At 52.1% G+C, this 25,374-nt stretch carries 18 protein-coding genes and 1 other RNA gene; 8 read left to right on the forward strand and 11 right to left on the reverse strand.

Going from position 1 to position 25,374, the window contains the following annotated elements; translation table 11 throughout:
- Window positions 1-208: 208 nt before the first annotated feature.
- Together ACKWCC_RS11065 and ACKWCC_RS11070 are read right to left on the reverse strand one after the other, a co-directional pair.
- On the reverse strand, window positions 209-787 hold the full coding sequence (locus ACKWCC_RS11065) for a hypothetical protein (protein ID WP_413995997.1): 579 nt from the start codon (window positions 785-787) through the stop codon (window positions 209-211).
- Window positions 788-1,093: 306 nt separating this feature from the next.
- A complete protein-coding gene (locus tag ACKWCC_RS11070) occupies window positions 1,094-1,660 on the reverse strand; it encodes a hypothetical protein (RefSeq protein WP_413995998.1) in 567 nt (188 codons plus the stop codon).
- A gap of 83 nt (window positions 1,661-1,743) precedes the next feature.
- Between ACKWCC_RS11070 and kdsA the strand changes: the two genes are divergently transcribed.
- Together kdsA and ACKWCC_RS11080 are read left to right on the forward strand one after the other, a co-directional pair.
- Window positions 1,744-2,562: a 3-deoxy-8-phosphooctulonate synthase gene (kdsA, locus tag ACKWCC_RS11075; RefSeq protein ID WP_413995999.1), complete on the forward strand. Its 819-nt coding sequence runs from the start codon at window positions 1,744-1,746 to the stop codon at window positions 2,560-2,562.
- A gap of 24 nt (window positions 2,563-2,586) precedes the next feature.
- A complete protein-coding gene (locus ACKWCC_RS11080) occupies window positions 2,587-4,227 on the forward strand; it encodes a sulfatase family protein (RefSeq protein WP_413996000.1) in 1,641 nt (546 codons plus the stop codon).
- A gap of 71 nt (window positions 4,228-4,298) precedes the next feature.
- Here the strand turns inward: ACKWCC_RS11080 and ACKWCC_RS11085 are convergent, their stop codons facing one another.
- Entirely contained in the window at window positions 4,299-4,439 is a 141-nt protein-coding gene (locus tag ACKWCC_RS11085; RefSeq protein ID WP_413996001.1) for a hypothetical protein, read from the reverse strand.
- A gap of 284 nt (window positions 4,440-4,723) precedes the next feature.
- Between ACKWCC_RS11085 and ACKWCC_RS11090 the strand changes: the two genes are divergently transcribed.
- Both ACKWCC_RS11090 and ACKWCC_RS11095 read left to right on the forward strand, forming a co-directional pair.
- Window positions 4,724-5,635, forward strand: a complete 912-nt coding sequence (locus tag ACKWCC_RS11090; protein ID WP_413996002.1) for a phospholipase A — start codon at window positions 4,724-4,726, stop codon at window positions 5,633-5,635.
- A gap of 215 nt (window positions 5,636-5,850) precedes the next feature.
- Window positions 5,851-6,966 carry an Sb-PDE family phosphodiesterase gene (locus ACKWCC_RS11095; RefSeq protein WP_413996003.1) on the forward strand — a complete coding sequence of 372 codons (1,116 nt, stop codon included), beginning with the start codon at window positions 5,851-5,853 and terminating at the stop codon, window positions 6,964-6,966.
- Between the two features lie 16 nt (window positions 6,967-6,982).
- On the opposite strand, the gene ACKWCC_RS11100 is transcribed toward ACKWCC_RS11095, so the two are convergent.
- The 5 genes from ACKWCC_RS11100 to ACKWCC_RS11120 all read right to left on the reverse strand — a co-directional run bounded on the left by ACKWCC_RS11100 (window position 6,983) and on the right by ACKWCC_RS11120 (window position 11,920).
- A complete protein-coding gene (locus ACKWCC_RS11100) occupies window positions 6,983-8,278 on the reverse strand; it encodes a sensor histidine kinase (protein WP_413996004.1) in 1,296 nt (431 codons plus the stop codon).
- Between the two features lie 226 nt (window positions 8,279-8,504).
- The gene (locus tag ACKWCC_RS11105; protein ID WP_413996005.1) at window positions 8,505-9,713 is read right to left on the reverse strand and encodes an NAD(P)-dependent oxidoreductase; all 1,209 of its coding nucleotides are present in this window, start codon (window positions 9,711-9,713) and stop codon (window positions 8,505-8,507) included.
- Window positions 9,714-9,782: 69 nt separating this feature from the next.
- Window positions 9,783-10,268, reverse strand: a complete 486-nt coding sequence (locus ACKWCC_RS11110; protein WP_413996006.1) for a GNAT family N-acetyltransferase — start codon at window positions 10,266-10,268, stop codon at window positions 9,783-9,785.
- Window positions 10,253-11,536 (reverse strand): phosphoribosylamine--glycine ligase, encoded by a 1,284-nt coding sequence (locus tag ACKWCC_RS11115; protein ID WP_413996007.1) that lies wholly within the window; start codon window positions 11,534-11,536, stop codon window positions 10,253-10,255. The genes ACKWCC_RS11110 and ACKWCC_RS11115 overlap by 16 nt, the downstream gene beginning before the upstream one ends.
- 84 nt (window positions 11,537-11,620) lie before the next feature.
- Window positions 11,621-11,920: a hypothetical protein gene (locus ACKWCC_RS11120; protein WP_413996008.1), complete on the reverse strand. Its 300-nt coding sequence runs from the start codon at window positions 11,918-11,920 to the stop codon at window positions 11,621-11,623.
- 761 nt (window positions 11,921-12,681) lie between these two features.
- On the opposite strand from ACKWCC_RS11120, the gene ssrA reads away from it, so the two are divergent.
- Window positions 12,682-13,080: a transfer-messenger RNA gene (gene ssrA / locus ACKWCC_RS11125) on the forward strand.
- A gap of 420 nt (window positions 13,081-13,500) precedes the next feature.
- Here ssrA and ACKWCC_RS11130 read toward each other — a convergent pair.
- Window positions 13,501-14,076: a hypothetical protein gene (locus ACKWCC_RS11130; RefSeq protein WP_413996009.1), complete on the reverse strand. Its 576-nt coding sequence runs from the start codon at window positions 14,074-14,076 to the stop codon at window positions 13,501-13,503.
- Between ACKWCC_RS11130 and ACKWCC_RS11135 the strand changes: the two genes are divergently transcribed.
- On the forward strand, window positions 14,075-14,395 hold the full coding sequence (locus ACKWCC_RS11135; RefSeq protein ID WP_413996010.1) for a transposase: 321 nt from the start codon (window positions 14,075-14,077) through the stop codon (window positions 14,393-14,395). The two genes, ACKWCC_RS11130 and ACKWCC_RS11135, sit on opposite strands and share 2 nt — an antisense overlap.
- A gap of 163 nt (window positions 14,396-14,558) precedes the next feature.
- Here the strand turns inward: ACKWCC_RS11135 and ACKWCC_RS11140 are convergent, their stop codons facing one another.
- A complete protein-coding gene (locus ACKWCC_RS11140; RefSeq protein WP_413996011.1) occupies window positions 14,559-16,880 on the reverse strand; it encodes a hypothetical protein in 2,322 nt (773 codons plus the stop codon).
- A gap of 308 nt (window positions 16,881-17,188) precedes the next feature.
- A complete protein-coding gene (locus ACKWCC_RS11145) occupies window positions 17,189-19,906 on the reverse strand; it encodes a glycoside hydrolase domain-containing protein (RefSeq protein WP_413996012.1) in 2,718 nt (905 codons plus the stop codon).
- Between the two features lie 431 nt (window positions 19,907-20,337).
- On the opposite strand from ACKWCC_RS11145, the gene ACKWCC_RS11150 reads away from it, so the two are divergent.
- Both ACKWCC_RS11150 and ACKWCC_RS11155 read left to right on the forward strand, forming a co-directional pair.
- Window positions 20,338-22,128: a class I mannose-6-phosphate isomerase gene (locus tag ACKWCC_RS11150; protein ID WP_413996013.1), complete on the forward strand. Its 1,791-nt coding sequence runs from the start codon at window positions 20,338-20,340 to the stop codon at window positions 22,126-22,128.
- Window positions 22,129-22,136: 8 nt separating this feature from the next.
- Window positions 22,137-25,358, forward strand: a complete 3,222-nt coding sequence (locus ACKWCC_RS11155) for a GH92 family glycosyl hydrolase (protein WP_413996014.1) — start codon at window positions 22,137-22,139, stop codon at window positions 25,356-25,358.
- Window positions 25,359-25,374 lie beyond the last annotated feature (16 nt).

The raw sequence follows: 25,374 nt of genomic DNA on the forward strand, positions 1-25,374 counted from the left end.
AAACTTAAATAACTGAGGCTTTGGATTTATTTTGCGTTGCCATTTTATGTTGCGGCAATTTAAAATATGGAGGTCAGTAGATAAATAGGCGTTAATTGATCAAGGTAATTGTTTGATCGTTCAATGATCAATGATTTTTTCTATTGTCAGTTCCAGGGCCATATTGATATCAAGGATTTTCTAAAATCGAACTTGGGGTATAAAAATCTCAATCAAAAACAGGCTCCCGCGATTTTTTTCCCTTCATCGGGGTCCAGCCCACCATAAAACTGAACAGGCCGCCATAGCCGTCCGGTATCCCATCGCCCCGAAAATAGCCCACGCCCACTTCCGCGTTAAAATTGAAGCCGGACCGGTAGGTTCGCTGTATGCCATAGACACCGCCAAAAAACTCCGCGTTGAAATCACTGTCCACCCAAAGGTTCTGTGATGCCTGCAAACTTCCAAAAAATGCCGTCCTCGCGGGGCCCAGGTAATTGGCGGAATTCCCCACCACGTTCTTGTTCATGTCCAGGCGTTCCTGAAAATTGTGGTAATAGCGCATTCTAATGTTCCACGCCAGGCCAAAGGTGTACCCTTCCCCGTAAGCACCCAGGGCCGGTGCCATGCTGGTTGATGCACTGACATTGCGGAACAGGCCGATCTCATAGCGAAATCCGCTCCCGAAGGTAAACTGGTGCCGCTCCAAATTCACGATACCAACTCCTTTTTCGGAGATACGTTGGGCTTGGAGCTGAGCAATAAAAAAACTTGAAATACAAAGGAATAGGCAGGTAGTTTTGGTCATCTTCAGGACTTTTATACCTCTTAAAAGTAAACTATCAAGAAAAGACCAACTGCTGTTTTATAGAAATTTTATGAGTTCCGGTTATAACTACAAACTCAGGTTCAAGTCACAAGCTCAAGCCAATTCCAAGTAGGAGGATTCAACTAAAGCGACCTAATACACCGATCATTCAACATCACGCATCAATTCGACAGATTACTTCGTCGTGCCTCCTCGTAATGACGTTTTGGGAATGCCCCCCAAACATAAATACCTGAAACTCTCTTTATCCTGCTACCTTCTACAAACTACCCGCTACCAACTAACCTATCGCCCCACACACCAGCGTTTTTCGCTGAAGATATAGCCAATGCCAATGTTCACCACGGGGTAAATGGCTCCTTGGAAATTGCCCACATAATAGGCGGCACCGGCATCCACGGAAAAATTGAACCCGGAATCATAGCTGCGCTGCAGCCCGGTAACAATGCCCGCGTAACCAAAAGCACCGCTCTGAACCGTATTGTTCACCGTACGGGTACCGGGAAAGAAGGCGGCCGCGGCCGGGGCAATATAGTTGGCAGCGTTCCCGTAAATGGTACGGCGGTTGCGCTGGCGCGATTCAAAATTATAATAGTAGCGGTATTGTACGGTGAGGGCGGGCAAGACCGCCACTTCATCATATACCTCTGGCAAGAGCGGATCTACGGTGGGCTGGAGTCCGGCCTTGACGTCCAAGGTGGTATTGACACCGAGCGCCATCTCGTATTCAATGCTGGGCATCACCAAATTGATCTTAAACTGCCGTAGCTCGCAGTTTTTGCCAAACTGGGCCTTGGCCTGGGAGGCCAGAAAGAGCATTGCGCAAAGCGTTAGGTTTCGCAGTGGTATCATTGATGGATCTGGGTTGGGCACAATAGTACCCTTCCATAACAGCAAACGGCTATAAATAGTATCTTTGGCCAAAGCTTTTTTGTATGGAACTGAAACGCATTCCCCAAATGAAACATACCGACACGGACCTCTTTTTTCTGCTCTCCGGCCCTTGTGCCATTGAGGGCGAGACCATGGCCCTGCGCATTGCGGAAACCGTGGTGGGCATTGCGGACCGGCTTAAGATACCCTACATCTTCAAGGGCAGCTTTAAAAAAGCGAACCGGAGTAGGCTGGATTCCTTCACGGGCATTGGCGATGAAAAGGCGCTGAAGATCCTGCGCAAGGTCTCCGAGACCTTTAAGGTGCCCACGGTAACGGACATCCATACCGAGGAAGATGCCGCGCGGGCCGCCCAGTACGTGGATGTGCTGCAGATTCCGGCCTTTTTGGCGCGGCAGACCGATCTGCTGGTGGCCGCGGCACGGACCGGGAGAACGGTGAACATAAAAAAAGGGCAGTTCATGAGCCCCGAGAGCATGCGGCACGCGGTGACCAAGGTGGAGGAATCCGGCAACGCCCAGGTCATGATCACCGACCGGGGCACCATGTTCGGGTATCAGGACATGGTGGTGGATTTTAGAGGCATTCCCACCATGCGGGCCTATGCCCCCGTGGTCTTGGACGTTACCCATTCCCTGCAACAGCCCAACCAATCTTCCGGGGTCACCGGAGGGCGGCCGGCACTGATCGGCACCATGGCCAGGGCCGGGGTGGCGGCCGGCGTGGACGGCCTTTTTATGGAAACCCACTTTGACCCGGCCAATGCCAAAAGTGATGGCGCCAACATGCTGGACCTTGCCCTCCTGGAAAAGTTGCTGACCGACCTGGTGGCCATCCGAAAGACCGTGAACGCACTCTAAAAAACGACCCTAAACCTGGAGCCCATGCACCAACAACAGATGATCACCGTGATAAAAAAAGCAAGTTTCTGGACTTGGGTGCCGGTGTTAATGGCCGCGCTCGGGGCCTGTACCGGATCGGGCTCCCCAGGGGAGCAAGGGAATAAGCGGCCCAACATCATCTTCATCATGTCCGACGATCACGCCTACCAGGCCATCAGTGCCTATGACAGTAGCCTGATCCAAACCCCGCACATAGACCGGCTGGCCAAGGAAGGCATGCGCTTTACCAATGCCAGTGTCACCAATAGCATCTGTGCCCCCTCCAGGGCGGTGATCCTTACCGGCAAGCACAGCCACATCAACGGAAAAATAGACAACCTCTCCCCTTTTGACACCACCAATGTTACCTTCCCCATGCTTTTGCAAAAGGCCGGCTACCAAACCGCCATGTTCGGGAAACTGCACTTTGGCAACAACCCCAAGGGCTTTGACGAATTCAAGATCCTACCGGGCCAGGGCGATTACTACAACCCCCGCTTCATCACCCAAGATGGCGACACCACCATTACCGGCTACGTAACGGACATTACCACGGACCTTACCTTGGATTGGATGGAGCAACGCCGGGACACCGCAAAACCCTTTTTGTTGATGTACCTGCACAAGGCGCCCCACAGAAGCTGGTTGCCCGCCCAACGGCATTACCCCGAGTTCACAAAAAAGACCTACCCGCTTCCGCCCACCCTCTTCGATGACTACCGCACCCGTGGCGATGCCGCAAAAACAGCGGAAATGGGCATTTTAAAGGACATGCTGCTCCGGTACGACCTCAAGGTGCCCAAGACCGTGCTGGACGGGATGGGCATTAGCGAGCGCCTGGGCTCGGGCGGGGTGGATCGGATGAACCCCGAACAGCGCGCCGCCTGGGATGCGGTGTACGATCCCATAGCGGAGGACTTTAAGAAGCGCCACGGAGAAATGAACGACAGTCTGCTCACCGTTTGGAAATACCAACGGTATATGCAAGACTACCTGGGCACCATTGCGGCCGTGGATGAAAATGTGGGGCGCCTACTGGATTACCTGGATGCCGAGGGCCTCACGGAGAACACCATGGTGGTCTATACCTCGGACCAAGGGTTTTATCTGGGGGAGCACGGCTGGTTCGACAAGCGGTTCATGTACAACGAATCCTTTAAAACGCCACTGTTGGTGCGCTGGCCCAACGTGATCACCCCCAATACCACCGAGACGGAAATGGTGCAGAACCTGGATTTTGCACAGACCTTCCTGGAGGCCGCCGGGGCACAAGTGCCCTCAGATATGCAGGGCGAAAGCCTCATGCCCCTCTTCAAGGGCGAAAAGGACCGCTGGCAGCGGGACGCCGTCTATTACCACTACTACGAGTATCCGGCAGAACACGCCGTAAAACGGCACTACGGCATGGCCACCCAGGCGTACAAGTTGATGCACTTTTATTTTGATGTGGACCAATGGGAACTCTACGACCGCAAAAAAGACCCACAGGAAGTGAACAACGTCTATGACGATCCGGCCTATGCCGATGTGCTGCAACAAATGAAAGAGAAGCTGTTGGAAACGAGGAAGAAATACAAGGATTCCACCGACCTGGACCGGAAATTCATTGAGCGCTACCGGGAAAAAGGGCTTATTACGCCCTAATACGCTCATGGTATGGATGTTTGCGCCAAAACCACTGCCCGCAATCACCGGACAGGCAGGACAATGCCCTGTCACAAACGCAAGGTTCCCTTGTTCCCAGCTTCGTTAAGCCCAATTTTTCTGCCACCAATCCCATAGGCCTGCTGTAAAACCTCTTTCAGCACGGCCTCATCCAATTCCTTCAAGAGGCTTTTTTTCGCATCCAACCTCAACCTGACCCATTTTTGGTGTTCTTTTTAACCCCAATGATGTGTTGAAATTTCGTTGTCGGGTTTCGGATACCATGATTACTGGGGTTGCATCGATTTTGAGCATGGCATCGCTATGGTAACATCGCAAAAAAGCAACGCAGCGGTAGTATTCGCCCTAGCTCGGGGGCTGTAATAGCATTTCCAATTCATATGTTGGGTTTACTGTCAAAAGTTTGATGGTTCGGGCCAAGGCACCCCAAGACCTTTGGCTACTTTAAACCACAAATCGTCCTTAAAAAAAGAACATGTCTTTTTCCTCTTTATCCCCATTTTCCTTATTGATGCTTCTCTTTCCATTGGTTCACCATACTCCCCTCAAGGCGCAAGATGATGCCCCTACCCTAGGCAAGTTTGTGGGTGGGAAAAGCATGGCCGCCCTGTGGGAACTGGAAGAGCCCTATCATCAGGGCACTTTTGTGCTGAGCCCCTACCGACCCCTGTATTTTCTGCTGGGAAAATGGAGCAACGATATGAACCGGCAACCGAAGAGCGTAGGTTTGGACAATGCCCTGGAAAGCCCTGTGCCCTATGACAACGTGGAAACGGCCTTTCAGCTCAGCGTGAAGACCAAGGTGTTTCACAACATCCTGTGGAACAGCACAGATGTTTGGTTTGCCTTTACCCAAAGTGCCTTTTACCAACTCTACAACAAAACAATTTCACGGCCCATGCGCGAATTGAACTATGAACCGGAGATCATTCTCAATTTTCCTGTGCGTTATAAGTTTCTAGGGTTAAATGGAAGAATGCTGGGACTCTCCCTGAACCACGAGTCCAACGGCCTGGATGTTCCCGGCTCCCGCAGTTGGAACCGGCTCATCCTAATGGCAGGTCTGGAAAAAGGCCCCTGGCAGGTATATGCCAAAACCTGGATAAGACTGCCCAGTATTGAAGAGGGCAATCCGGAAATTATGAACTATTTGGGGCGCGGAGAATTGCGGTTGATAAGGGATCTGGGCAAGCACCGTGTACAGCTCATTGGAAAGCACTCCCTCAATTGGAACGAAAATAGGGGAAGCCTGCGGTTGGATTGGACCTTTCCTGTGAAGAACAATTTAAACGGCTACCTCAGGGTGTTCAGCGGCTATGGGGAATCCATGATCGACTATAACCATTTGCAGACCACCGTGGGCCTGGGGATGAGCTTCATTGATTAAGCCCAAGACATACGCTGAGGCCAAATGGCGGCAAAGACCTGAAGTGCACAGCACAATGAATATGAAAGAGACCGGCACCTTATGGCAATTCAAGAAAAATAAAGTATCTTTTAGAACAATTTGGCGTTGTGCCGATAAAGTACGCCAAGAGCCCATTATCCCCACCATTGCTTTCTAAACGAGAACAAAAAACCAACGTGCTAAAATACCCCATCATGAAAACCACCGCACTCACCATTTTTCTCTGTGCCACCTTAGTGCTAAGTGGCCAGGACCACACGCACCAAAGCGCAAAACCGCTTCAATTTCCGGACATTCCGGGCTATAAGACCCTGAAGACAGACTTGCACATACACACCGTCTTTTCCGATGGCAAGGTATGGCCCAACATTAGGGTCATGGAGGCCCTGAGGGAAAATCTGGACGCCATATCGCTCACCGAACATTTGGAGTACCAACCGCACCGGGCAGACCTGCCCCACCCAGACCGCAACCGCTCTTACCAAATAGCCCTGGAAGAGGCCAAGGACCACGAGCTCCTTATCCTTCACGGTTCGGAGATCACCCGTGCCGAGCCCATTGGGCACAGCAATGCCATCTTTATCAAGGATGCCAACCCCCTCTTGGTGGACCGGGCCGAAAACGCCTTTTCCGAAGCCAAAAAACAGGGCGCCTTTGTCTTTTGGAACCATCCGGCCTGGCACGCACAAAGCCCCAAGGGCACCCCCATTTTGAGCGATTTCCAAAAAGAGCGCATAAAAAAGGGCGAACTGCACGGGATTGAGGTGATCAACTCCATAGATTATTCCGAGGAGGCCCTGGCCCTGGCCCTGGAGCACAACCTGACCATTATGGGCACGAGCGACATACACGGTCTGGTGGATTGGGACTATACGGAAAAGGGCAACCACCGGCCGGTTACCTTGGTCTTTGCCAAGGATCGCACTGAAGATAGCTTAAAGGAGGCCCTTTTTGCGGGCCGTACCGTGGCCGCTTACAACGACCTTCTGGTAGGCAAGGCCAACTTTTTGGTACCGCTGCTGCAAGAGAGCCTGGGCATTCTGGGGGCGCGCTACCTGCCCAATACCCAAGTACTGGAAGTGACCGTGGAGAACAAGACCAGCAGCGACCTCATCTTTGAAAACGCCATGCCGTTCACCTTCTACAGCAAGCCGGCGGTCTTTGTGGTGCCCGCGGGCAGCACCGATGTGCTGCGCATAAAAACCCTGGAGCGGCTTAACAGGCTTACCCTGGAGCTCAAGGCACTGGGCGCCTATGTGGCCCCGAGGAAGCACCCTGTGGCCCGTTGGGACGTGGTGGTCGCGGAGTAGGTGCGCAAAGGGGAACTCATTGATTTTTGGCGCCAAAATTTGGGGTTACGTCCTCTTTGTACAAGGTAAAATAGAACGTGGTCCCCTTGCCTTCGGTACTTTCCAACCAGACCTCGCCCCCATTCTTGTGCACGATCTTCTTTACCACGGCCAGGCCTATGCCGCTGGAGTTGCGGCCATTTTCCTTGCCCAGTTTTTGGAAGAGTTTAAAAATACGGCCGTAGTGCTCCTTGGATATGCCCATGCCATTGTCCCGGACGTAGAATTTAAAACGATCTACCTCATCCACCACCCCTATGTTGATCAACGCCATGGGCTTGTCATTGTACTTTATGGCATTCTGCACCAGGTTCTGGAAGACTTGCAGCATCTGCACCTTGTCCATGAGCAACCTGGGGAGGGAACTGTCTTTTTCAATGTGCACCTTTTTGGCATTGTTGGCCTTGATCAGCTCATCCACCAATTGGTTCAGGTCCAAAAACTGGGTCACCTTTTTCTTCTCGATCCCCAGGGAATATTTTAGGATACCATCCACCAACAGATCCATTTGCCCCACCTGGTCCAGCAACAGTTGCATGTTGCTGGCCGCCTGGCCGTAGGCGCCCGCATCAAGGTCTTCCCTTACCCAGCTTCCCAAGGAATGCACATTGCGCAAAGGGCTCTTCATGTCATGGGAAACCACATAGGCAAATTCTTCCAGTTCCTTGTTTTTCCTGACCAGTTCCTTGGCCCTGCGCTCCAGATCCTTGGTGCGCAGTTTCATCTTGTGCTCCAACCGGGCCTTTTGCAACTGTAGGTTGTGCTGTAGGGCCACCAGGAAGACGGCCCCCAAGAGGGCCATGGACAAGACCATGAACATTTGCCCCCGTTGCGCCGGCGCCAGCTCCCCCAGACGGATCTGGGCATAGTAGTGGACAAAGAACAAGGTGCCGAACAGGATGCCATAACTTATATTGGGCAGTAAGACCAAACTGCCAAAAAGCACCAAACAGGACACCGCTAGGTAAAGAAAATGGAATTGGGCCATGGAAGTGGCCAAAATGGTGTACTGGGCCACCAAGAGCAAGGAGACAAAGACCAGTTGCGGGTAGTACTTTTGGCACCAGGTCCTGTTAAAATAAGGCAACAGGGCCACAAGGAACACAAAGCACATTAAAAAACTGTTGGCATAGGCCATTACGGTGCTCAAGGGCTGCACGTACCACATGACCATCGCGTAAGCGTATAGGGCCGGAAGCCAGAACAACAGCATGCGCTTTACCCCCTGAAGATCTCCGTTTTCCATACGTATCCCGTTTGCCAATAGTTGCATTCCCATTAGTTTTAGGTAAAGCTAGGCCATGCACCCCTGCCTTTGCGGCCCGGGGCACGATCGGGAGGTTAGTGTCGGTGAATTGCTGGGAAAGTGTCGGTGAACGGTAGTGTACGCCCCATTGGAAAAAGGCAGGTGCCCTTCCCTTAAACCCCAAAATCTGCCCTTTATCGAAATGGCACGAAATCCCAGAAAGGACCATGGGCACCGGTACGCCCTGACGCCCTCAGGAGGTATGGCCGTCCACGTACGCCTGGAGGTAGGCATAGCGCGGGGTGAGCCTGCCGTCCTTGGTCATGCGGGCGCGCCGCAGCACGCCGTCCTTGTCCCCGTTGAAAAAGGCGGGGATGACATGGTTTACAAAGGCTTTTCCAAAGCCGATGCTGGCGTCCCTTGGCAGTTCGCAGGGAAGATTGTCCACCGCCATCACGGCAATGGCATCCTCTTGGGCAAAGGGCACCTCCGTTTCCGTTGGCGGATGGTAGCCGTAAATGGGATCGGCAATGGTGCTGGGCCTAATGGTACAGGCCACTGGGCCGTCTATATCGCAGCTCACGTCTGCCACGACCCGGATGTTGAACTGGGGCTGTTTGGCGTCTTCGCGGGTAAAGAGGTACGGGGCCCCGGCCCCGTAAAAATGGCCGGCAATGTACATGTCCGCCACCTGGGCAAAACGCATAAAATGGCTCTCATACTCCTCCGGATGGGCAAAGAAGTTGGCCTTACTGCCCCTTTGGCCGTCCTTGCGGCGGTTGTATTCCCCGGCATCTATCTGGCAATAGACCGGTTCTTGGAATTCCTCTTGCAAAAATTCGCCAACGTTCACCCGGCGCATGCCCATACCGTCCAACATTTCACGGGCGCCGTTGCCCACCCGGCCGCGGCCCGTGAGCAACACCTTGATGTTGGGCAATGACAGGCCCCGCAAGGCCTGGATCAGGGCCGCTTGGTCCGGCAGGTTATTGGCCTTGGGGAGGGCAAAGGTGCCGTGCTTGAGCCCATAGGCCCTAAAGCCGTTGTAGGCGCCCACAATGCCGGCATAGCGCCCAAAGGCCACCAGGCGCTGTTCTTTTTGGTTGGTAATGACCTCATGGTCATACAGCGTAATGTTCTTTTGCAAAATGGCCCGCAACAGGTCACGGTTGTAGGGCTGCCCCTTTATGGTGTGGGAAAAGAAAAAATAGTCCTTGTTGGGCAACAAATGGGCAATGGGCACCTCCTTGACGCCCAAGAGCACCTGGCAGTCTTCCATACGGGGCGATACGGCAATGCCCTGTTCCCGATAATCACTGTCCGAAAAACAGCGTATGGGCGAGGGTTCCACCAGGATCTCTGCCTCGGGAAAGGCATCCATTACCTGCCGGCAGGCGGTTGGGGAAAGTACCACCCGCTTATCGGGCGGGTTCTTGCGTTCTTGTATAAGACCTATTTTCATGGGTGCTGGATTTTTTTTGAGCCTGTGCCCGCCCACAAAAATAACCGATGGGGCGCCCGCGGCAAAACTTTATCCGGTCATTGTTGGCGGCTTGGCCAACAGCCATTCCTTGCTGCCCTTGTGCTCCAGGGTCTGGATGAAGCGAAACCCGTTGCGTTGGTAAAAGGCCACGAGGGCCTCCTCTTCCACCGTGAGCCATAGGGTCTCCCCAGGATACCGCCGGCAGACCAGGCGGAGCCATTGCCCGGCCCAGCCCTGGCCCCTGAATGGCGGCAGGGCAAACAGGTAGCCCACGTATCGCTGTCCGTGCCGGCCGTAGGCGCCCAGTTGTTCGGCGAAGGGCAAAAGGTCCGCGGGCAGGCCACTGCAGACCATTCCCGCCACCCGGCACTGCCCCGCTTGCTCCAGCACCAGGCAAACAGGCTCCGTACCGGCCTGTTGCAAAAAAGCGGTAAGGCCCCCTTGCCAATCCGGTGGCAGGGCCGCCCACCAGACTGGCGGCGGCACGGTGCAAGGCCTCAAGGCCAGGTGACCAGGATCTATAAAAGCCCCCATGACCATAGTTTGTCCGCATCCTCGTACCAGCGATCGCCAATATCCGTGCGGTAGTAGCCATTGTTTATGATCACATTGCCCATGCGCTTGAATAGGAGCTTCTGGGCATCCCGCATGGTGAGTCCCGTGGCCGATACCATGACCGCAATACCGGTGTTTCCGGTAATGAGCCACTCCTCGTTCACCTTTTTCACGTGCATGGGGTGTATGCCCTCTGCCCCATTCTTTTTAAAGACCACCACGGCGTCCTTGGAGAACAGCTCAAAGGTCTTTTTGTCATTGTAGGGAAAGGGGGGCACCACCAGAAAAGCCCCGATCTGGAAGCCCTTTTTCACCTGGATGTCCCTGGACGTGCCGGCAGCCACATGGTAGAGCAGGTCGCTTATGGGTTGGTTGAGGCCGGCGCGCTGTATAAAAATTTGGGGAAAGCCAAAGCGGGCGGTGAACTCCAAGGGGTAAATGCCATTGCCGTTCACGATACAGTTCAGGTCCAGGTGCCCCCGGAAATTCTGGGCGGCCAAGGTGGGCCCCAACTTTTTCAGGGTACGATCAAAAATGGGCGAGTGCGGGGACCAGAACATGCTGGTGCCCATTTCCCCGGTGGAAACGCCCAGCTCCCCGGGAAAGAGCTTTTTGTGCTCAAAGGCGATATTGATGGGAGACAGAAAGCGCTCCCCGTTGAAATAGGCGGCCACGGAAATCTCCACGCCCTTTACCTTTCGCTGTAACTGAAAGGTGCCGAAGCCATCTCCCCAAGATTTTTCATAGGCCTTGAGCAGGCGTACCACATCCTGCCCCTTATCGTCATTGCCCACAAAGAGCAATTGTTTAAGCTCCTGGGTTTCGCCGGAGGGCTTCATGACGTAGGCGTTGGGGTGGGCACCAATGTGCGCTATGGCATCCCGGAAGGTATGGAACTCCTTGTAGGGCAGAATGTTGATCTTGTGGTTCCTTAATTCGCTCTGGCCAAAATTGCGGTCCAGCTCCAACCGGTCGGTGTAGGGGGTGCCGCCAAAGACCAATTTCCCCTGTTTTCTGAGGGCTTCACAGGTTGCCCCGTAGCCGGTATAGTCGAAAATGAGCACATCTGCCCAGTTCACGTGCTTCTCCCATTGGGTTACCTTGGGCACAAAGCCAAAGCCCACCTCGCGCGCCCCGCGATCGCCCACAAAGAGCTTTACCGCATGGCCCTCCTTCTGCACCGCCAGGGCAATGTCCAGGGATTCTCCCCAACGCGATATGAACAGGAACCGCTTTGGGGAGGTCATCTCTTTTGCCAACATTAGCGTACCGTGACAGCGATGGCAGCGGCAGGCAGGGAGCTACCGGTATTGATGTAAGACGTGCCCACCTTACTCCACCAGTTCCAGCCCGGTGATCACGTACACCTCGTAGTCCATTTCATCTTCATCGGTACGGGTATCCGCGATGTAGGTGACGCGAAAGGTCTGGCCCTGGTACTGATCGTCATCAAGATCGTACTTGGCCGCCACCGGGGCCGCCACCTCATCGAACCCGAAGGAGTTGAGCTCGCTGTCCGTAAAATAATAGATGCCATCGGATGGGCCGTCATAGACGGCGGTAATGGTTTCCTGTACCGGTGTGTTCACTTGGGTGCCCACCAAGAAGAGCAGGCAGATGATCGTTTTCATTTTTTTAGCTTTTGTTTTTATACAATGCCAACGGGTCCTGTTGTGTGCCACCGGGGCAGGCCCCGCCCAGAGGGGGCCATCTGCAGGGCGTTCCCGCCCCTTTTACGGGCGGATGCCGATGCCGGTGGGGGTGCTTTTCGCGGCTTGTTCCGTTTGGGCCGTTCCCTGAGGGCGAAGGCCGCGGGGGCGCCAAAAAAAAGCGAACCAAAAGAACTTGTTGGATGTTGAACGGGGACCTTGTGCCGAAGTATCGGTGGTGCTTGCCGTGCACCGCACGCCCGGGAGGTCCAAGCCCGGTCATGCCCGAAAGTGTCTGTCTTTTTGCCATTGGGGCCCAGGGCCCTAAACACCATTTTAATGCACACAAATAAATGGAAAAAAAAGATCGGTGCCCCAAAAAACAAATGTTTTTTTTTGGCCCTTTTCCATGGGTTCCCAAGCGAATTGGGCGGCGATGGTGGGGCCCTACGGCCAGCAAGGGCGCCAATGTGTCGCGGATTTTGTTTGGAACGCTTTTTGCTGTACTTTTGGTGGCCTTTTGTGGTGGTTGCGTTAGGGATTGCAGCGGCATCCTTTTTGGGCCCGGTGGCCCAAAAAGATACAGCGGAAAGCCCGGCCCCCGAGCAGCGGGGGAAACGCCCGGAAGGTACGGCCACAACTGGGCCCCCGCGTGGACCCGATGGGTTGGCGACGTTCTTTGATAAAAAATTGCACACGGTCCGGACCGCCCTGTTTTGGGGCATTGGGGCCCGTGGCAGTATGGGGCCGACTGGTTTTGACAGCGAGACCAATGGCAATGTAAGCATGCCGAGCGCTGGGGTACAGCTCGTTAATATCATACTTCACACTTTTAATTGGCGATAACAATTACGCTCTTGCCGCATAATCCGAATCATAGTAGGATGTGCCTCGTCCCTACAAGGTAGGGAAGCGAGATGTTCCTGGATAGCCCTTGTTGACGGCGATCCAATACGGAGCACCAGAAATGTCAATATAAGGTCGTTGCTCGCTTTGGCAACGGCACTAAAACTTGAAGAAGCTAAGTGTACGATAGGCGGTCCTTGGTCGGTCGTGCATCGAAAACCAAGCATGGACTAAGCATGTAGAAAGCACTGTAATTGCTTGTTTGGACGAGGGTTCGAATCCCTCCGGCTCCACTCCAAAAAACCACCCTTGCGGGTGGCTTTTTTCGTTATGCCCAAGGGATTCGAAGGCCAGCGCGCCTGCTCGCACCTGCGCTAAAAAGGTCCACCGGACCTTTTCCCAACGCTGCGGTCGTCTCCGGATCCACTCCAAAAAACCACCCTTGCGGGTGGCTTTTTTCGTTATGCCCAAGGGATTCGAAGGCCAGCGCGCCCGCTCGCACCTGCGCTAAAAAGGTCCACCGGACCTTTTCCCAACGCTGCGGTCGTCTCCGGATCCACTCCAAAAACCACCCTTTCGGGTGGTTTTTTTCGTTATGCCCAAGGGATTCGAAGGCCCGCGCGCCCGCGCGCACCTGCGCTGAAAAGGTCCACTGGAGCTTTTCTCAAGGTAGTTGACCCCTCCCGCTAGGGCAAAAGGACCTGCCAGCCTGGTCCTTACTCAATGATGAACAATCCATGGGAAAACGGAACGTTTCCCTTAAAAATGAGCGCTGTGCGGCCCCCCTCCGTTTTTGTTTCTACGCTGATGTCGCCCCCAAAAACAGGCGTCAGGCTGGCCCCTGGTGGCCAAAGGGGAAGGGAAAGCTGCATTTCGTTCTCCAGGGCCTTCTCCCTAAAGACCATTAGATATTTGGGTGCGTCTTTCCCATAAACGGCAAAACCCGTCCAAGAACTGCCCGATGGCTCGCCGCCCACGGGAAGCACCGTGTTGCGATGGAAGTCCGACTTCACTTTTTGGTAGGCCGCCAACTGTGTTTTCAGGGTACCGTAATGGGATAGGCCGCTAAGCTCCATCCAGGCCAGGGGCTGTGCGGGCAGGGTGAGCGCGCTGGTGTATTCCAACGGAACATTGGCGGGTGCGAGGTCGTCGTTCTCAGGATACTTTTGCGCGTTTCTGGCGTTGTTCAAAAATTCGATCTGCAGGCGGTCTGCGGGCACATAGGCAGACAGCATCCAGAGATTGCGCAAGGCAGATACCAAGAGCGGATGCGCGTCACTGCGCGGTTTCATGAAGGACCATATAGCCCCCGGGGCGAAGGTGACCACCGACCAATGGACCGGTTATGCCCCATTGGCCAAGACCTTTGAGAGCTTGGCCCGAAAACCCTCTGGAAGGAAGGGGAGCAACTTTCCCGAACTGCACCGTGCAGTGATGAACCTCAAGGGGTGGCTCAGGGGAATGCACCACCACGTGAGAGACCTTCAGGACCATCCCGATGAATGCTGTTACCGGTTCAACAGGAGTTTTATGAAAGAAGGAATATTCAACAACCTTATGGCAAGGATGGTCAGCACACCCCCTTGCCATATCAAAAACATTAGTGATTAAATGCCTAAGTCAAAACATCATATCTAAGGCGCCCAGGCTGTACCAAACCCCTTAATTCTTTATCCAAAGGCATATCCAACTCTGGTTTCCTGCCCCTCTGGGCCCGTTTCCAGTACATCTTTCCTTGCCTTTTGCCTATAGCATTCTCACGCCCTTGAATCTTTTACCCACCGTTTTCTAGCCGCTCTCTTTTCATTACGGGTTTATCTCCCTGGAAATAGATCGTGTAGTAAGCCCCCTCATAAAAAACGTGGTGCATCTTTCCCTTGCCGGCAAAGGGGAAATCGCCAAGGTCCTGTATGGCCTGGCCGTCTATCTGCGGATAAAAACCAAAGAAGCTCTTGAGCATTACCTGGGAAATTCCAATGCCCGAAGAACTTTCACGATTGTTCCATCCCCTGCTTGCAATTCTTACCCTGGCCGTCTTTTTATATTTATCCTCGCCCCAGAGCTCCCTGGCCTGGGCCCAAACACCTTCTTGGGTAACCGGTGCTATGTCCGTATAAAAATCCAACGCTTCTTGGGCGTATCCCATATTGATCATGGATTCCATGGCCTCGGGGATCCAACCGTCAAAACTGCCCAGTGGCCCATGGTCCGGACGATCGGAATCCTTTGCCGCTATATCCTTGAGGGACTGGGCCCGCATCCATAGATCGGTGCGCAGTTCGGTGTTGAGAAAATCCATCATTTCCTGTTTCACATTTGCATCAACGTCATTTGCCAGGAATTTTCCAAAATAAATAAAATCCAATACGTGCCGTACTTCCACCGTTTCATTGTTGGGGTACAGGCTGTTCCAAATGCCCTCTCCGGCATAGAGCCCTAGAATACGGGAGACCATCTCTTCTGCCTGGGTCTCCAAGACCGAGGCCTCCTTCTCATTGCCCTTGCGCCGATACAATTTTGCCGTTTCACGCATCATCCAAACATATCCTATGTTAAAAGAGGGCACAATATGGATATAGGTGGGCACACACTCCAATAAATTCCAAGGATCCGGTCCAAAATCTGCCAGTTTATAGCGCTCGTCCCCATGCCCTGGCTCACCAAATTTGGATAGGTTTTCCCAATTCAGGGCATAGGAATGAAGGTGCTCCAAAACAGTTTTTTGGCCAATGGTTTCATCTAAAAAGGCGTAATCACCACTATGGGTAAGGTAGGCCCTTATAATCTTAAACAGGCACCAATAATTGGCAGAGTAGGCATTGCCCACCCCATTGCCTCCAAAATTGTCTTTGCCATAATGGGTGTTGGGATCAATTTGTATCCAGGAAACAATGTGTTCACGCATCATTTTTGGGTCTACCACGGCCCATAGTTCTGACCAAATGGCAATGTCCCAGAAAAATGTGGTGGAGGCTCCCCATCTTGGGCCGCCGGTAAGATATACCCGTTCATGCTCCGGCAGATTGGTGTTCAGTAGATAAAGCATGGTCAAAGGACCGGTATAGTACACTTTTTCAATGTTCTTGTCCTCTGTTTCCAGCACTGGAAAACTCCCTGAAACCATGGTGTTCCCCGGGGTGAACAACTGGGACCACTTATGGGCCCATTTCTCTTTAACCGAAGTAAAGGTGGGGTCAAAATTTTGGTTCCAATTGGCAACGTTGGCCTTTAGGGTTTCCATTTCATCGCCGTAGGCCAGAAAATACCTAATCATCTTGGATTCGCCCGGTTGTAGTTCCAAATTCCATTTGGCAGTGGCGCCCGCTCCAAAAACCGATATGCTATCTGGTTCGTCCGCTATGGAAAAGGCTGTAATGGCAGGGGTATTCCTATCTTTCACGTAGATGGTCTCCCGGTCCCCACTGGCTTCATAATGTGCTGAGCGAAGCACCTGGGCATCCGTTGGCCAGTTCACGGTATCGTGCACCTTGTCTTTCCCAATGTTGGCGCGCATGTTCTCTATGGCCTGATCACGACCTTCCGAGCGCTCGCCGTTCCAATCGGGGAATGGATACCACCATTTCCAATCGCCCTTTTTGTATTGGCTAATGTAGCCTATCATATCCAAATCCAGTTGGGCCTGCAGTACGGTATCCTTACTGTTGGTCATTTCAATTTCCCACATGATGGCATCCTCTTCCACCAACATCCTGGTGGCGCTCGCTATCTCCAGCCCTTGATGGCTTCCCTTTCGCAGTGCCTGGTAGGGATACCACCGAAAATGCGATGCCTTTGGCACCCGCCCGTTTATCTTTAGGGTGCCGGTATGGTGGCCCCCGGAAAAAGGGGCGGACACAAACCAACTCAACGAGGTCATATCACGGTTAAGCAATGCTTGCCCGCGAAAATTACGGATGGATGGTTCAATGGCCATGGTGTCTGCCGCCATCCATATCGCAGATAGGTCATCAAGGGAAGGTACCAGCGTCTCCCTGGGCTCCGTTTTCACCGGGCGATCATCACAGCCCACGACCAATGAAAAAGCGAACAGCACCAATATGGCACTCGTTTTCTTTAAGGTGTGCATATGCTCCATTTTGTTCATTAATTTTTTACCGCAGGTACCACTTTCCCACGGATTCCCGATCCACATCAAAGAAAGCCTATTTGGGCACAGCCTTGTACAGACATGCTGTCCTAAATTTTGGGCGCAAATTGGTGCAACGGCATCATCATCCCCATGGTCCCAGTTCTCTTATGGCCACTACTACCCAAAGCAAGTGGGTTCTGCCAACCAACTATTTAAAACGGCCCCCAAGGCAGGGTGGGCACATGCCGGCATACCTGTTGCACAAAACTGACTGTACAGGCCAATGGCGGGCGGTTATTGTAACCAATGAAATGTCAGTCCACGGGAGGGTATTCCTTTAGGCCCCATTCCTTGTTGGGTTCATTTCCCAACCAGATTTCCAGTATTCCGCCCTTGGCAAAGGTCTCGTGGTAAAACCAAAAATTATCCAGTTTTTCCCCGTTGAGCTTTGCCTTTTGGATATAGGCGTTCTCTTCTGAATTGTTGTATGTCTTGATCACGAACTCTTTTCCTTGATAGTATCGGTTATCCAGCGAAATGGTGACTTCATCAAAAACCGGTGCCGTGATCTCATAGTAGGGTTTGGAAGACTGGGTGCCCACAATGTTGAAGAGGCCAATGGACATCAGGGCACTTACGCCGCCCATTTGGCCCTGGTCCTCATCATGGCCCCCATAACCAAGGTCTGGCGTAACACCGCCGTACGCTTTTTCATTTACCTGCCGTACCCAGTACTGCGTTAACCAAGGTGCACCTCCATAACTGAACACATGGGCATTGGAGCAGCCGGGCTGGTTGGCATAACTGATGTGGCCAGAACCATAGCTGTGCACAAAGCTGTTTTCCACCTCCTGCTCAAAAGCATAGTTGAGCTTTTCCACCAAAACCTCCTTACCGCCCATTAACTGGTACAGGCCCTTGATGTCATGGGACACGCCCCAAGTGGTCTGCCAGGCATTGGCCTCCACAAATCCATTTCCGCTCAAGGGGTCGTCATGGATAAAATTACCGTCGCGATCAACGGGAAACAATAGTTTTTGCTCTGGGTGGAAGCACCGCTTCCAAGAGTTGGAACGCTTCAAAAAATACCGGTAGTCCGCTTCTTTCCCCAGCTTTCTTGCCATTTGGGCCGCCCCCCAATCTTGGAAGGCCGCCTCTACATTGATACCGGCATTGTTGGGCCACCAGCCCTTCTTGTCATAGAAGTCCAGATCTTTGGAGAAGAACTTGCCGCCGCCCATCATCCCGCCGGGGAAGTGGTTTCTTTTCACCTCTTCAAAGGCCTCGTTCGGATCCGCTTTGGTGAGAATGTCTTTCATAAAGGTGCTCACCACCAAGTTACTGGAGGGGGATCCCGTCATGATGAATGAATATCCCCCGCCAGAGGGCCCGCGGGGCAGCAGTCCACCGTTTTGTGAATAGGCCACCATGGAAGCGGCCATATCGTCCTGGATTTCGGGCCAGGCCAATCCCCATAGCACATTGAGGTTCCATTGGGTGAGCCAAAAGGCATCGGAATTGTACATGTTGTGCCGGATGCTACCGTCTGGGTTCTTCCCCGTGTTCTTCACCAGAAAATTGGCATCCGTCACAAAACCGTCGGTTAAGTTTCCCGTGTTGGTTTTTTCTCCCGTGGTACGATCGGGATAATCGCCGTTAACATCATTGATGCGGTGACGGCCAAGGAGCACGTGCCACAGGTCCGTATAAAACTTAATGTTTTGGTTGGGAGTTCCCCCCTTGACTTTTATTTTTCCCAACCACTCGTTCCAAATATTGCGGGTATCCTGTCTTACGGCGTCAAAATCCCAAGTGGTGCACTCCGCATTCAGATTTTTTCTGGCATTGTCAATACTGGTGTACGATACGCCTATCTTCATTTTCAACTCCTCCCCGGCCTTTACGTCATAGGCAAGGGACACCCCCAAACTATCGCCCGCCATGCGATCTACCTGCTTAAAGCGTTCTTTGTAGTCCCAACCGTCAAAAGAGTTCCACGCCTTGTCCGTCTGCACCACAAAATAGATTTTCACATCCTTTGGCCCCACATTGTAAGCGCGCTCCACAGAACTCACCGATCCTTCATACTCGGTATCGGTGATCTTGGTCACCTCGGCATCGGTCATTTTGCTGTTGCCCAAGAGACCGTGCAGGGAGAGCAACACTTGCGCCCTGGTATCCTCGGTCCAACGAAAACGATAAAAACTCACCCTATCAGTTGCCGTTTGCTCTACCCAAACCTTGCTGTCTTGCAAAAACACCCGATGGTATCCGGGCCTTACTATTTCATCATCATGTTTAAAAGCAGACTTCCAGGCATTTTCTCCCAAGGTGGGATCCACACTCGCCAGGGTTGGCATAAGATTAAGTCCGGACAATGTCCAGGCATGTATTTGGGGGAATCCCAATATCTCTGTTGAAAAATGCGCGTAGCCACCACCACCGTTGTTCCAATTTTTGGTCATTGGCGCCGCACCGACCACACCATAGGGTCGCTGCCCCGTAATGAAAAGAAAAAAGCGCCCCCTATTGGTCTCTATGTAAGGATCTACCCAATCCACGGCTTCGGCATACTGACTGGTTGATGGAAACACTTCCAATTCGGACAGGCCCGCGTTCTTGCCCAGCACCTGTTTGGCAATGAACCGAACGGATATGGTGTTTTTGGGGGCAAAGGACACCGCATGGGCAGAACCATCCTCCGGCAAGGTGACGTCCATACGGCTTCCATCGGCAAACTGCAGGGTACCGCTCAGGATTCTCCCCCTTTCTGTGGGATAATTATAGATCACCACCTTGGATATGGACTGGGGCGTGGCCCAATCCAATTGCACCCAGGCCTCTTTGCCTTTTGCCATCCAGTTGCCTTTGCCGTGAACAGCCATAAGGCCGTCATTGATGTTTTCCGATGCCAGGTCCGCGTTCAGCTCGGAAGAAGCCGTTGCCTTGGCCTGGTCGGCTATGCTCAATGGCCCCGCCGAGGAGTTAAGGTGAACAAAGAACGCAACAAAAACAAAAACGTAATACTTCATCTGATATGAGTTTTTTTTGAAACCTATCTCTTTAGGGGACAAACCCGAACTAAAGTCACAAGCCCTTTAAGTGATCCAAGCCATAGTTGCTTTGATGTATCCAGGTAGTCCAAGACAAAATGGGAATATGGAACGGGGCGGCCCCATTAAAGTATCCAAAAATAAAAAGTAAAACCCATTGTGAATGAAGTTGTTTTGTCTTAGTGTGAATCGCCATTACCATTTATGCGGCTTTTTGGACACCAGAGACCGCTTGGGCCCCATGGGACTGCACCATAAGCTCCCCAACCAAAAAAAAACCGGCCCCCGGTGCACCCACTCAAAAAAAGAGGGATGGCAGGAACCCGTTCACAAAAGATTAAGTTTGTACATATGTACATACATATTTGTTTTGTATCTTTACGGAGATTTTAACGCAACGCATTCATCGCATGAAAAGAAAAACAAGCCAACCCCTCCTGCCCGCGCACAAAAAAGCTGGCAATGGTGCCATGTATGACCTTTTTCCCTCCTTCCCGTTTAAAGACGGAACGATAAGCACAGGCTATGAGAGCCTGTCGCACGCCCTGTCCAAGGAGCGCGTTGTCATTTTGGACGGGTACATTGGTGTGGACTGGAAGGAAGTCTCTACCAGCCTAAGCGCCCATTTAACGGCACAGGGATTAAAGGTAGCGACCTTGAACGTTGGCAATTGTCTAAAAGACCGGAAAGAGATTCAGGATTTGGTACGGCCCTTTATGGGAGAGAATGAATCCATTTTTGGCTATAAAACCACGTTGTCGCTGTCTGATTTCTTTGACGCCACGAAACTGGCGATGCTTACCGTGGACGGTTCGGCAGACATTACCTTGGTTTACGGAACCGGGGCAGGGCTTTGCGGCCTGGATGGTTTTTTGGTGTATCTGGACCTGCCAAAGAATGAGCTGCAGTACCGCATGCGCGCAGGGGAGGTATTTAATCTGGGCAATGACCAACCACTGCCTCCCAAAACCACATACAAACGTTTTTATTTCGTGGATTGGGTGGTCCTGAACAAAGAAAAGAAGCGACTGCTACCGCTTGCCAAGGCCGTGGTGGACCAACAAAGACCCAACCGGCCCACCTGGACCACCGGTGATGCCCTCCGATTCAACTTAAAGGAAATGTCCGCCAATTACTTCAGGGTAAGGCCCTGGTTTGAGCCCGGTGTTTGGGGGGGGAGCTGGATGAAGGAACGGTTTTCAAGCTTAAATCCCAATGTGCCCAACTACGCTTGGTCCTTTGAAATGATCGTGCCCGAAAACGGTCTCGTGTTCGAGAGCAACGGCACCTTGCTGGAAGTCTCTTTTGATATGCTGATGTACCAAGAACAAAAGAACGTCCTTGGGAAGGCCGCAGACCGTTTCAAAGATGAATTTCCCATTCGTTTTGATTTTCTGGACACTTTCAATGGGGGCAATCTCTCCGTTCAGTGCCACCCCTCTCCCAAATACATACGGGACCAGTTTGGCGAAAATTTTACACAGGACGAAACTTATTACATTATGGACGCCGGTGAGGATGCAGATGTCTATCTGGGCTTTCATAAAGATATTGATCCCCAGATGTTCAGAAAAGACCTGGAACACAGTTTCGAGACCAAAGAAAAGCTGGACGTTGAGAAATATGTACAAAAACTTCCTTCCAAAAAACACGAGCTCTTTCTCATTCCCCACGGCACCGTGCACTGTTCAGGCATAAACAACATGGTTCTGGAAATCAGTGCAACCCCTTATATCTTTACTTTTAAGATGTATGATTGGCAACGGTTGGACCTGGATGGCACCCCCCGCCCCTTGAACATTGAGCACGCCTTTAACAACCTGGATTTCTCCAGAAAGGGCCAGGTGGTGACAGACACACTGGTATCCAAACCCCGTATGACCGAAAGTGGAAAGGATTGGAAAAAATTCCACCTTCCCACCCACCGAGATCACTTTTACGATATTGTACGGTATGAGTTTGATGGGGAAATTGAAATCGAAACTCAAGGTCAATGCCATATTTTAATGTTGGTGGAAGGGGAGCAGATCATGCTGCACCCCCCATCCATGCCCGCCACCAACTTCAATTACGCAGAAACATTTGCTGTCCCGGCCGCAGCAAAAAAGTATAGACTCACCAATCTTTCCAAAAAAACCGCAAAAGTCATTCTCTCCCACGTGAAGGAGAACGCTTGTAAACCCAATGAGACATGCCTTTAAAGAAAACAATGTTCGTAATTGTTGCCCTTATCGTCCTGGGCAACGCCCGGGGCCAAAATGTGGCTTGGACAATTGGCACCGAAGACAACAGCAGTGCCGAATTTGCCCTATCGGACGGAGCCTATGAAAATTTCTTGGAACATGATTTTGGCTGGGAAGACAAGTTCTTTCTCATAGGCCACTCCAATGAAAAAAAAGATTTCCCCTTTGTATTGCCCGGCGCCTATGATTATTGGGGAGGCACTTCCGGACTGGCCGGTATTAGGCCCCATGAGATCAACATCCTCTTTGGTATGGCGCAAGCCCCCCAAGCGGAAGAATATATGTTGATCGTGGATGTGTTGGACTGCAATCCTGAAACACCTCCATTGCTAAAGGTATCGGTCAATGGCACGCCCTGGACCTTTCAACTGGAAAATGGTCAAAATGAAGGCGCGCTAAAGGGCATGAACCAAGGCACCAAAGAGCAGCTCTTACGCATTCCCATTGCCCCAAAAACCCTCAAAAAAGGGGGCAACCACGTACAACTTACCATTTTGCAGGGCAGTTGGCTGGTTTTTGATCAAATTCGCTTGGAGGCACCCAACACAACACCTTTGATCACGCCCGCAAAGGCCTTTGTACGCGATGTGACCGCAGCGCCCTATGAAATCTCAAGGAACAACATCCATTATCAGCCCCTTATTGTGGACATACAGCATTTAGAGGGCACCCCCAAAATTGAGGTTGCCCTGGACGGTAAGGTATTGTTCAAGGAGGATTTGGAAAATGGCCGAGCCCAGTACGAGGTTCCGATGCCCGCGATTGGAAAAGCTGCAAAAAGTAGGTATTCCGTATCCGCGGATGGTGTTGAATTGGCCTCCGGTTCCATTGAAAGGGGACCGCAGAAACGAATCTCGCCCTCCGATTACGTGGACACCAAAATTGGGACAGGGCACTCCAGGTGGATGATCGCACCCGGGCCTTGGATGCCCTTTAGCATGGTAAAAATAAGTCCGGACAACCAGGAAGGTGGCTGGCAGGCCGGTTACCAACCCAGTTTTGAGAGCGTTGGCGTCTTTAGCCACATCCATGAATGGACCATGGCCGGCCTGGGCACCTTCCCCACCAACGGCCCCTTGCGCACAACGGTAGGTTCTCCAGAGGATCCAGATTCCGGCTACCGATCCCGAATTGACAAAAAAACCGAAGAGGCACCCCTGGGCTATTACGCAGTGCAGCTCACCGATTATGACATCAAAGCGGAAATGACCGCCACCACCCGTGCCAGTATGCAACGCTATACCTATCCAAAACAAAGATCTGGCTCAAGGATTTTAATAGACCTCCAGATTCCCTCAGAGTATGCCTATACCATTGAAGAGGCCTATTTTAAAAAGGTGAACGACCATAAGATAGTGGGGTACAGCAAACAAGTTTCAAAAGGGATATGGGGAGAAGGCTACTACAGGAAGCAGTTCATTGAAGATGGCGACCAGCCCAAGGATTGGGATGACATTTCACAAGAGTACACCGTGCACTTTGCAATGGAATTTGATCGTCCCATTACAGCATTTAAGGTATGGCTGGACGGAAACGAGGAGGGGGCAAAGGACCGCAAGACCCTGAATGAAAACGAACTGACCATCCTAAACCCCGAAGACGTGGTGGCCTTTGTGGAATTCAACACCCGGAACAATGCAGTGGTACAGACCAGAACGGCCATATCTTACGTGAGCATTGATAACGCCGAGCGGAACCTCCAAGAGGAGATCAGCACACCATTTGGCTGGAATTTTGAAGCCGTGAGAGAACATCAAGAAAACACCTGGAACGAGCTCTTGAACAGGGTGCGCATTGAGACCAATGACCGTAGGGAAAAAACCAGATTCTATTCCAACATGTACCGCGCGCTGGTAAGCCGAAATATCTTTAGCGACGTGGACGGCCGGTGGACGGATGCCAACGAAATCATTCAACAATTTAACGACCCAGAAGACCTGGCCCTTGGCTGCGATGCATTCTGGAACACATTTTGGAACCTGAACCAGTTTTGGAACTTGGCCACGCCCGAGTGGACTTCCAAGTGGGTAAAGTCCCAGTTGGCCATGTATGATACCGGTGGTTGGTTGGCCAAGGGCCCGGCGGGAATGGAGTATATCCCCGTGATGGTGGCCGAGCACGAAATTCCGCTCATCGTGGGGGCCTACCAAATGGGCATTCGTGACTTTGACGCAGAAAAGGCCTTTGAGGCCCTGTACAAGATGCAGACCCGACCGGGAGAAAAAGTAGGCAATGGATATGCGGGCAACAGAGATCTTGAAGCTTATTTAAAATACAAGTATGTGCCCTACAATAAAGGAAGGTTCTCCAACACCCTGGAATATTCCTTTGATGATTATGCCGTATCACAAATGGCAAAATCCCTGGGCAAGGACAAGGAACACAAAGCGTTTCTTGATCGTGCTTACTGGTGGAAAAATGCCATAAACCCAGAAACCGGTTTTGCCCACCTCAGACATTCCGACGGCAGCTGGCACCCAGATTTTGACCCTATAAAAACCGCGGGCAATTTTCAGTTTGTCGAGGGCAATGCGTGGCAACTGACCTTTTTTGTTCCCCAGGATGTTCCCGAACTGGCCAGCATTATAGGGAACGAAACCTTTGCCAAACGTCTTGACGACGGTTTTAAACTTAGCAGCAAATGGCGCTACAATGCCCCCAACGAACTCTACTGGGATTTCCCTGTAACGCAGGGCAACCAGCAGTCCATGCACTTTTCCTTCCTGTTCAATTGGGCCAAAAAGCCATGGCTTACCCAAAAGTGGAGCAGGGACATTTTGCACAGATACTACGGCCACGGAATTTCCAATGCTTATTTGGGAGATGAGGACCAGGGCCAAATGAGCGCTTGGTTCCTAATGGCCTCCCTGGGCCTTTTCCAAACAGATGGCGGCACCTCCACAGAGCCCATTTACGAAATAGGAAGCCCGCTATTCAAAAAAACCCAGATAGACCTGGGGGGGCTATATGGCCGGGGCAAACACTTTACCATTGAGGCCAAGAACAGTTCGTTTCACAACAAATATGTACAAAAGGCCGTCCTGAACGGAACCCCCCTGGAAAACTTTTGGTTTCCTGCAAAGGAATTGTTAAAAGGTGGAACCCTAGAGCTCACCATGGGAAGGGAACCCAATACGAAATGGGGAACAAAGGAAATGCCCCCCTCTCCCCGGCAAAACAAACCTTAGGCATGGACCCATAATG

The organism is Maribacter aquimarinus (assembly GCF_047345505.1).
Classification (GTDB): Bacteria; Bacteroidota; Bacteroidia; order Flavobacteriales; family Flavobacteriaceae; genus Maribacter.

Bases quoted from the DNA above. Each gene is read 5' to 3' on its own strand.
- ACKWCC_RS11155 (WP_413996014.1), top strand. From the start codon at position 22,137: ATGTTCGTAATTGTTGCCCTTATCGTCCTGGGCAACGCCCGGGGCCAA.
- ACKWCC_RS11140 (WP_413996011.1), bottom strand. From the start codon at position 16,880: ATGGAGCATATGCACACCTTAAAGAAAACGAGTGCCATATTGGTGCTG.
- ACKWCC_RS11100 (WP_413996004.1), bottom strand. From the start codon at position 8,278: ATGCAACTATTGGCAAACGGGATACGTATGGAAAACGGAGATCTTCAG.
- ACKWCC_RS11090 (WP_413996002.1), top strand. From the start codon at position 4,724: ATGTCTTTTTCCTCTTTATCCCCATTTTCCTTATTGATGCTTCTCTTT.
- ACKWCC_RS11070 (WP_413995998.1), bottom strand. From the start codon at position 1,660: ATGATACCACTGCGAAACCTAACGCTTTGCGCAATGCTCTTTCTGGCC.
- ACKWCC_RS11095 (WP_413996003.1), top strand. From the start codon at position 5,851: ATGAAAACCACCGCACTCACCATTTTTCTCTGTGCCACCTTAGTGCTA.
- ACKWCC_RS11115 (WP_413996007.1), bottom strand. From the start codon at position 11,536: ATGACCTCCCCAAAGCGGTTCCTGTTCATATCGCGTTGGGGAGAATCC.
- ACKWCC_RS11135 (WP_413996010.1), top strand. From the start codon at position 14,075: ATGAAGGACCATATAGCCCCCGGGGCGAAGGTGACCACCGACCAATGG.
- ACKWCC_RS11110 (WP_413996006.1), bottom strand. From the start codon at position 10,268: ATGGGGGCTTTTATAGATCCTGGTCACCTGGCCTTGAGGCCTTGCACC.
- ACKWCC_RS11120 (WP_413996008.1), bottom strand. From the start codon at position 11,920: ATGAAAACGATCATCTGCCTGCTCTTCTTGGTGGGCACCCAAGTGAAC.
- ACKWCC_RS11150 (WP_413996013.1), top strand. From the start codon at position 20,338: ATGAAAAGAAAAACAAGCCAACCCCTCCTGCCCGCGCACAAAAAAGCT.
- ACKWCC_RS11145 (WP_413996012.1), bottom strand. From the start codon at position 19,906: ATGAAGTATTACGTTTTTGTTTTTGTTGCGTTCTTTGTTCACCTTAAC.
- ACKWCC_RS11105 (WP_413996005.1), bottom strand. From the start codon at position 9,713: ATGAAAATAGGTCTTATACAAGAACGCAAGAACCCGCCCGATAAGCGG.
- ACKWCC_RS11080 (WP_413996000.1), top strand. From the start codon at position 2,587: ATGCACCAACAACAGATGATCACCGTGATAAAAAAAGCAAGTTTCTGG.
- kdsA (WP_413995999.1), top strand. From the start codon at position 1,744: ATGGAACTGAAACGCATTCCCCAAATGAAACATACCGACACGGACCTC.
- ACKWCC_RS11065 (WP_413995997.1), bottom strand. From the start codon at position 787: ATGACCAAAACTACCTGCCTATTCCTTTGTATTTCAAGTTTTTTTATT.
- ACKWCC_RS11130 (WP_413996009.1), bottom strand. From the start codon at position 14,076: ATGAAACCGCGCAGTGACGCGCATCCGCTCTTGGTATCTGCCTTGCGC.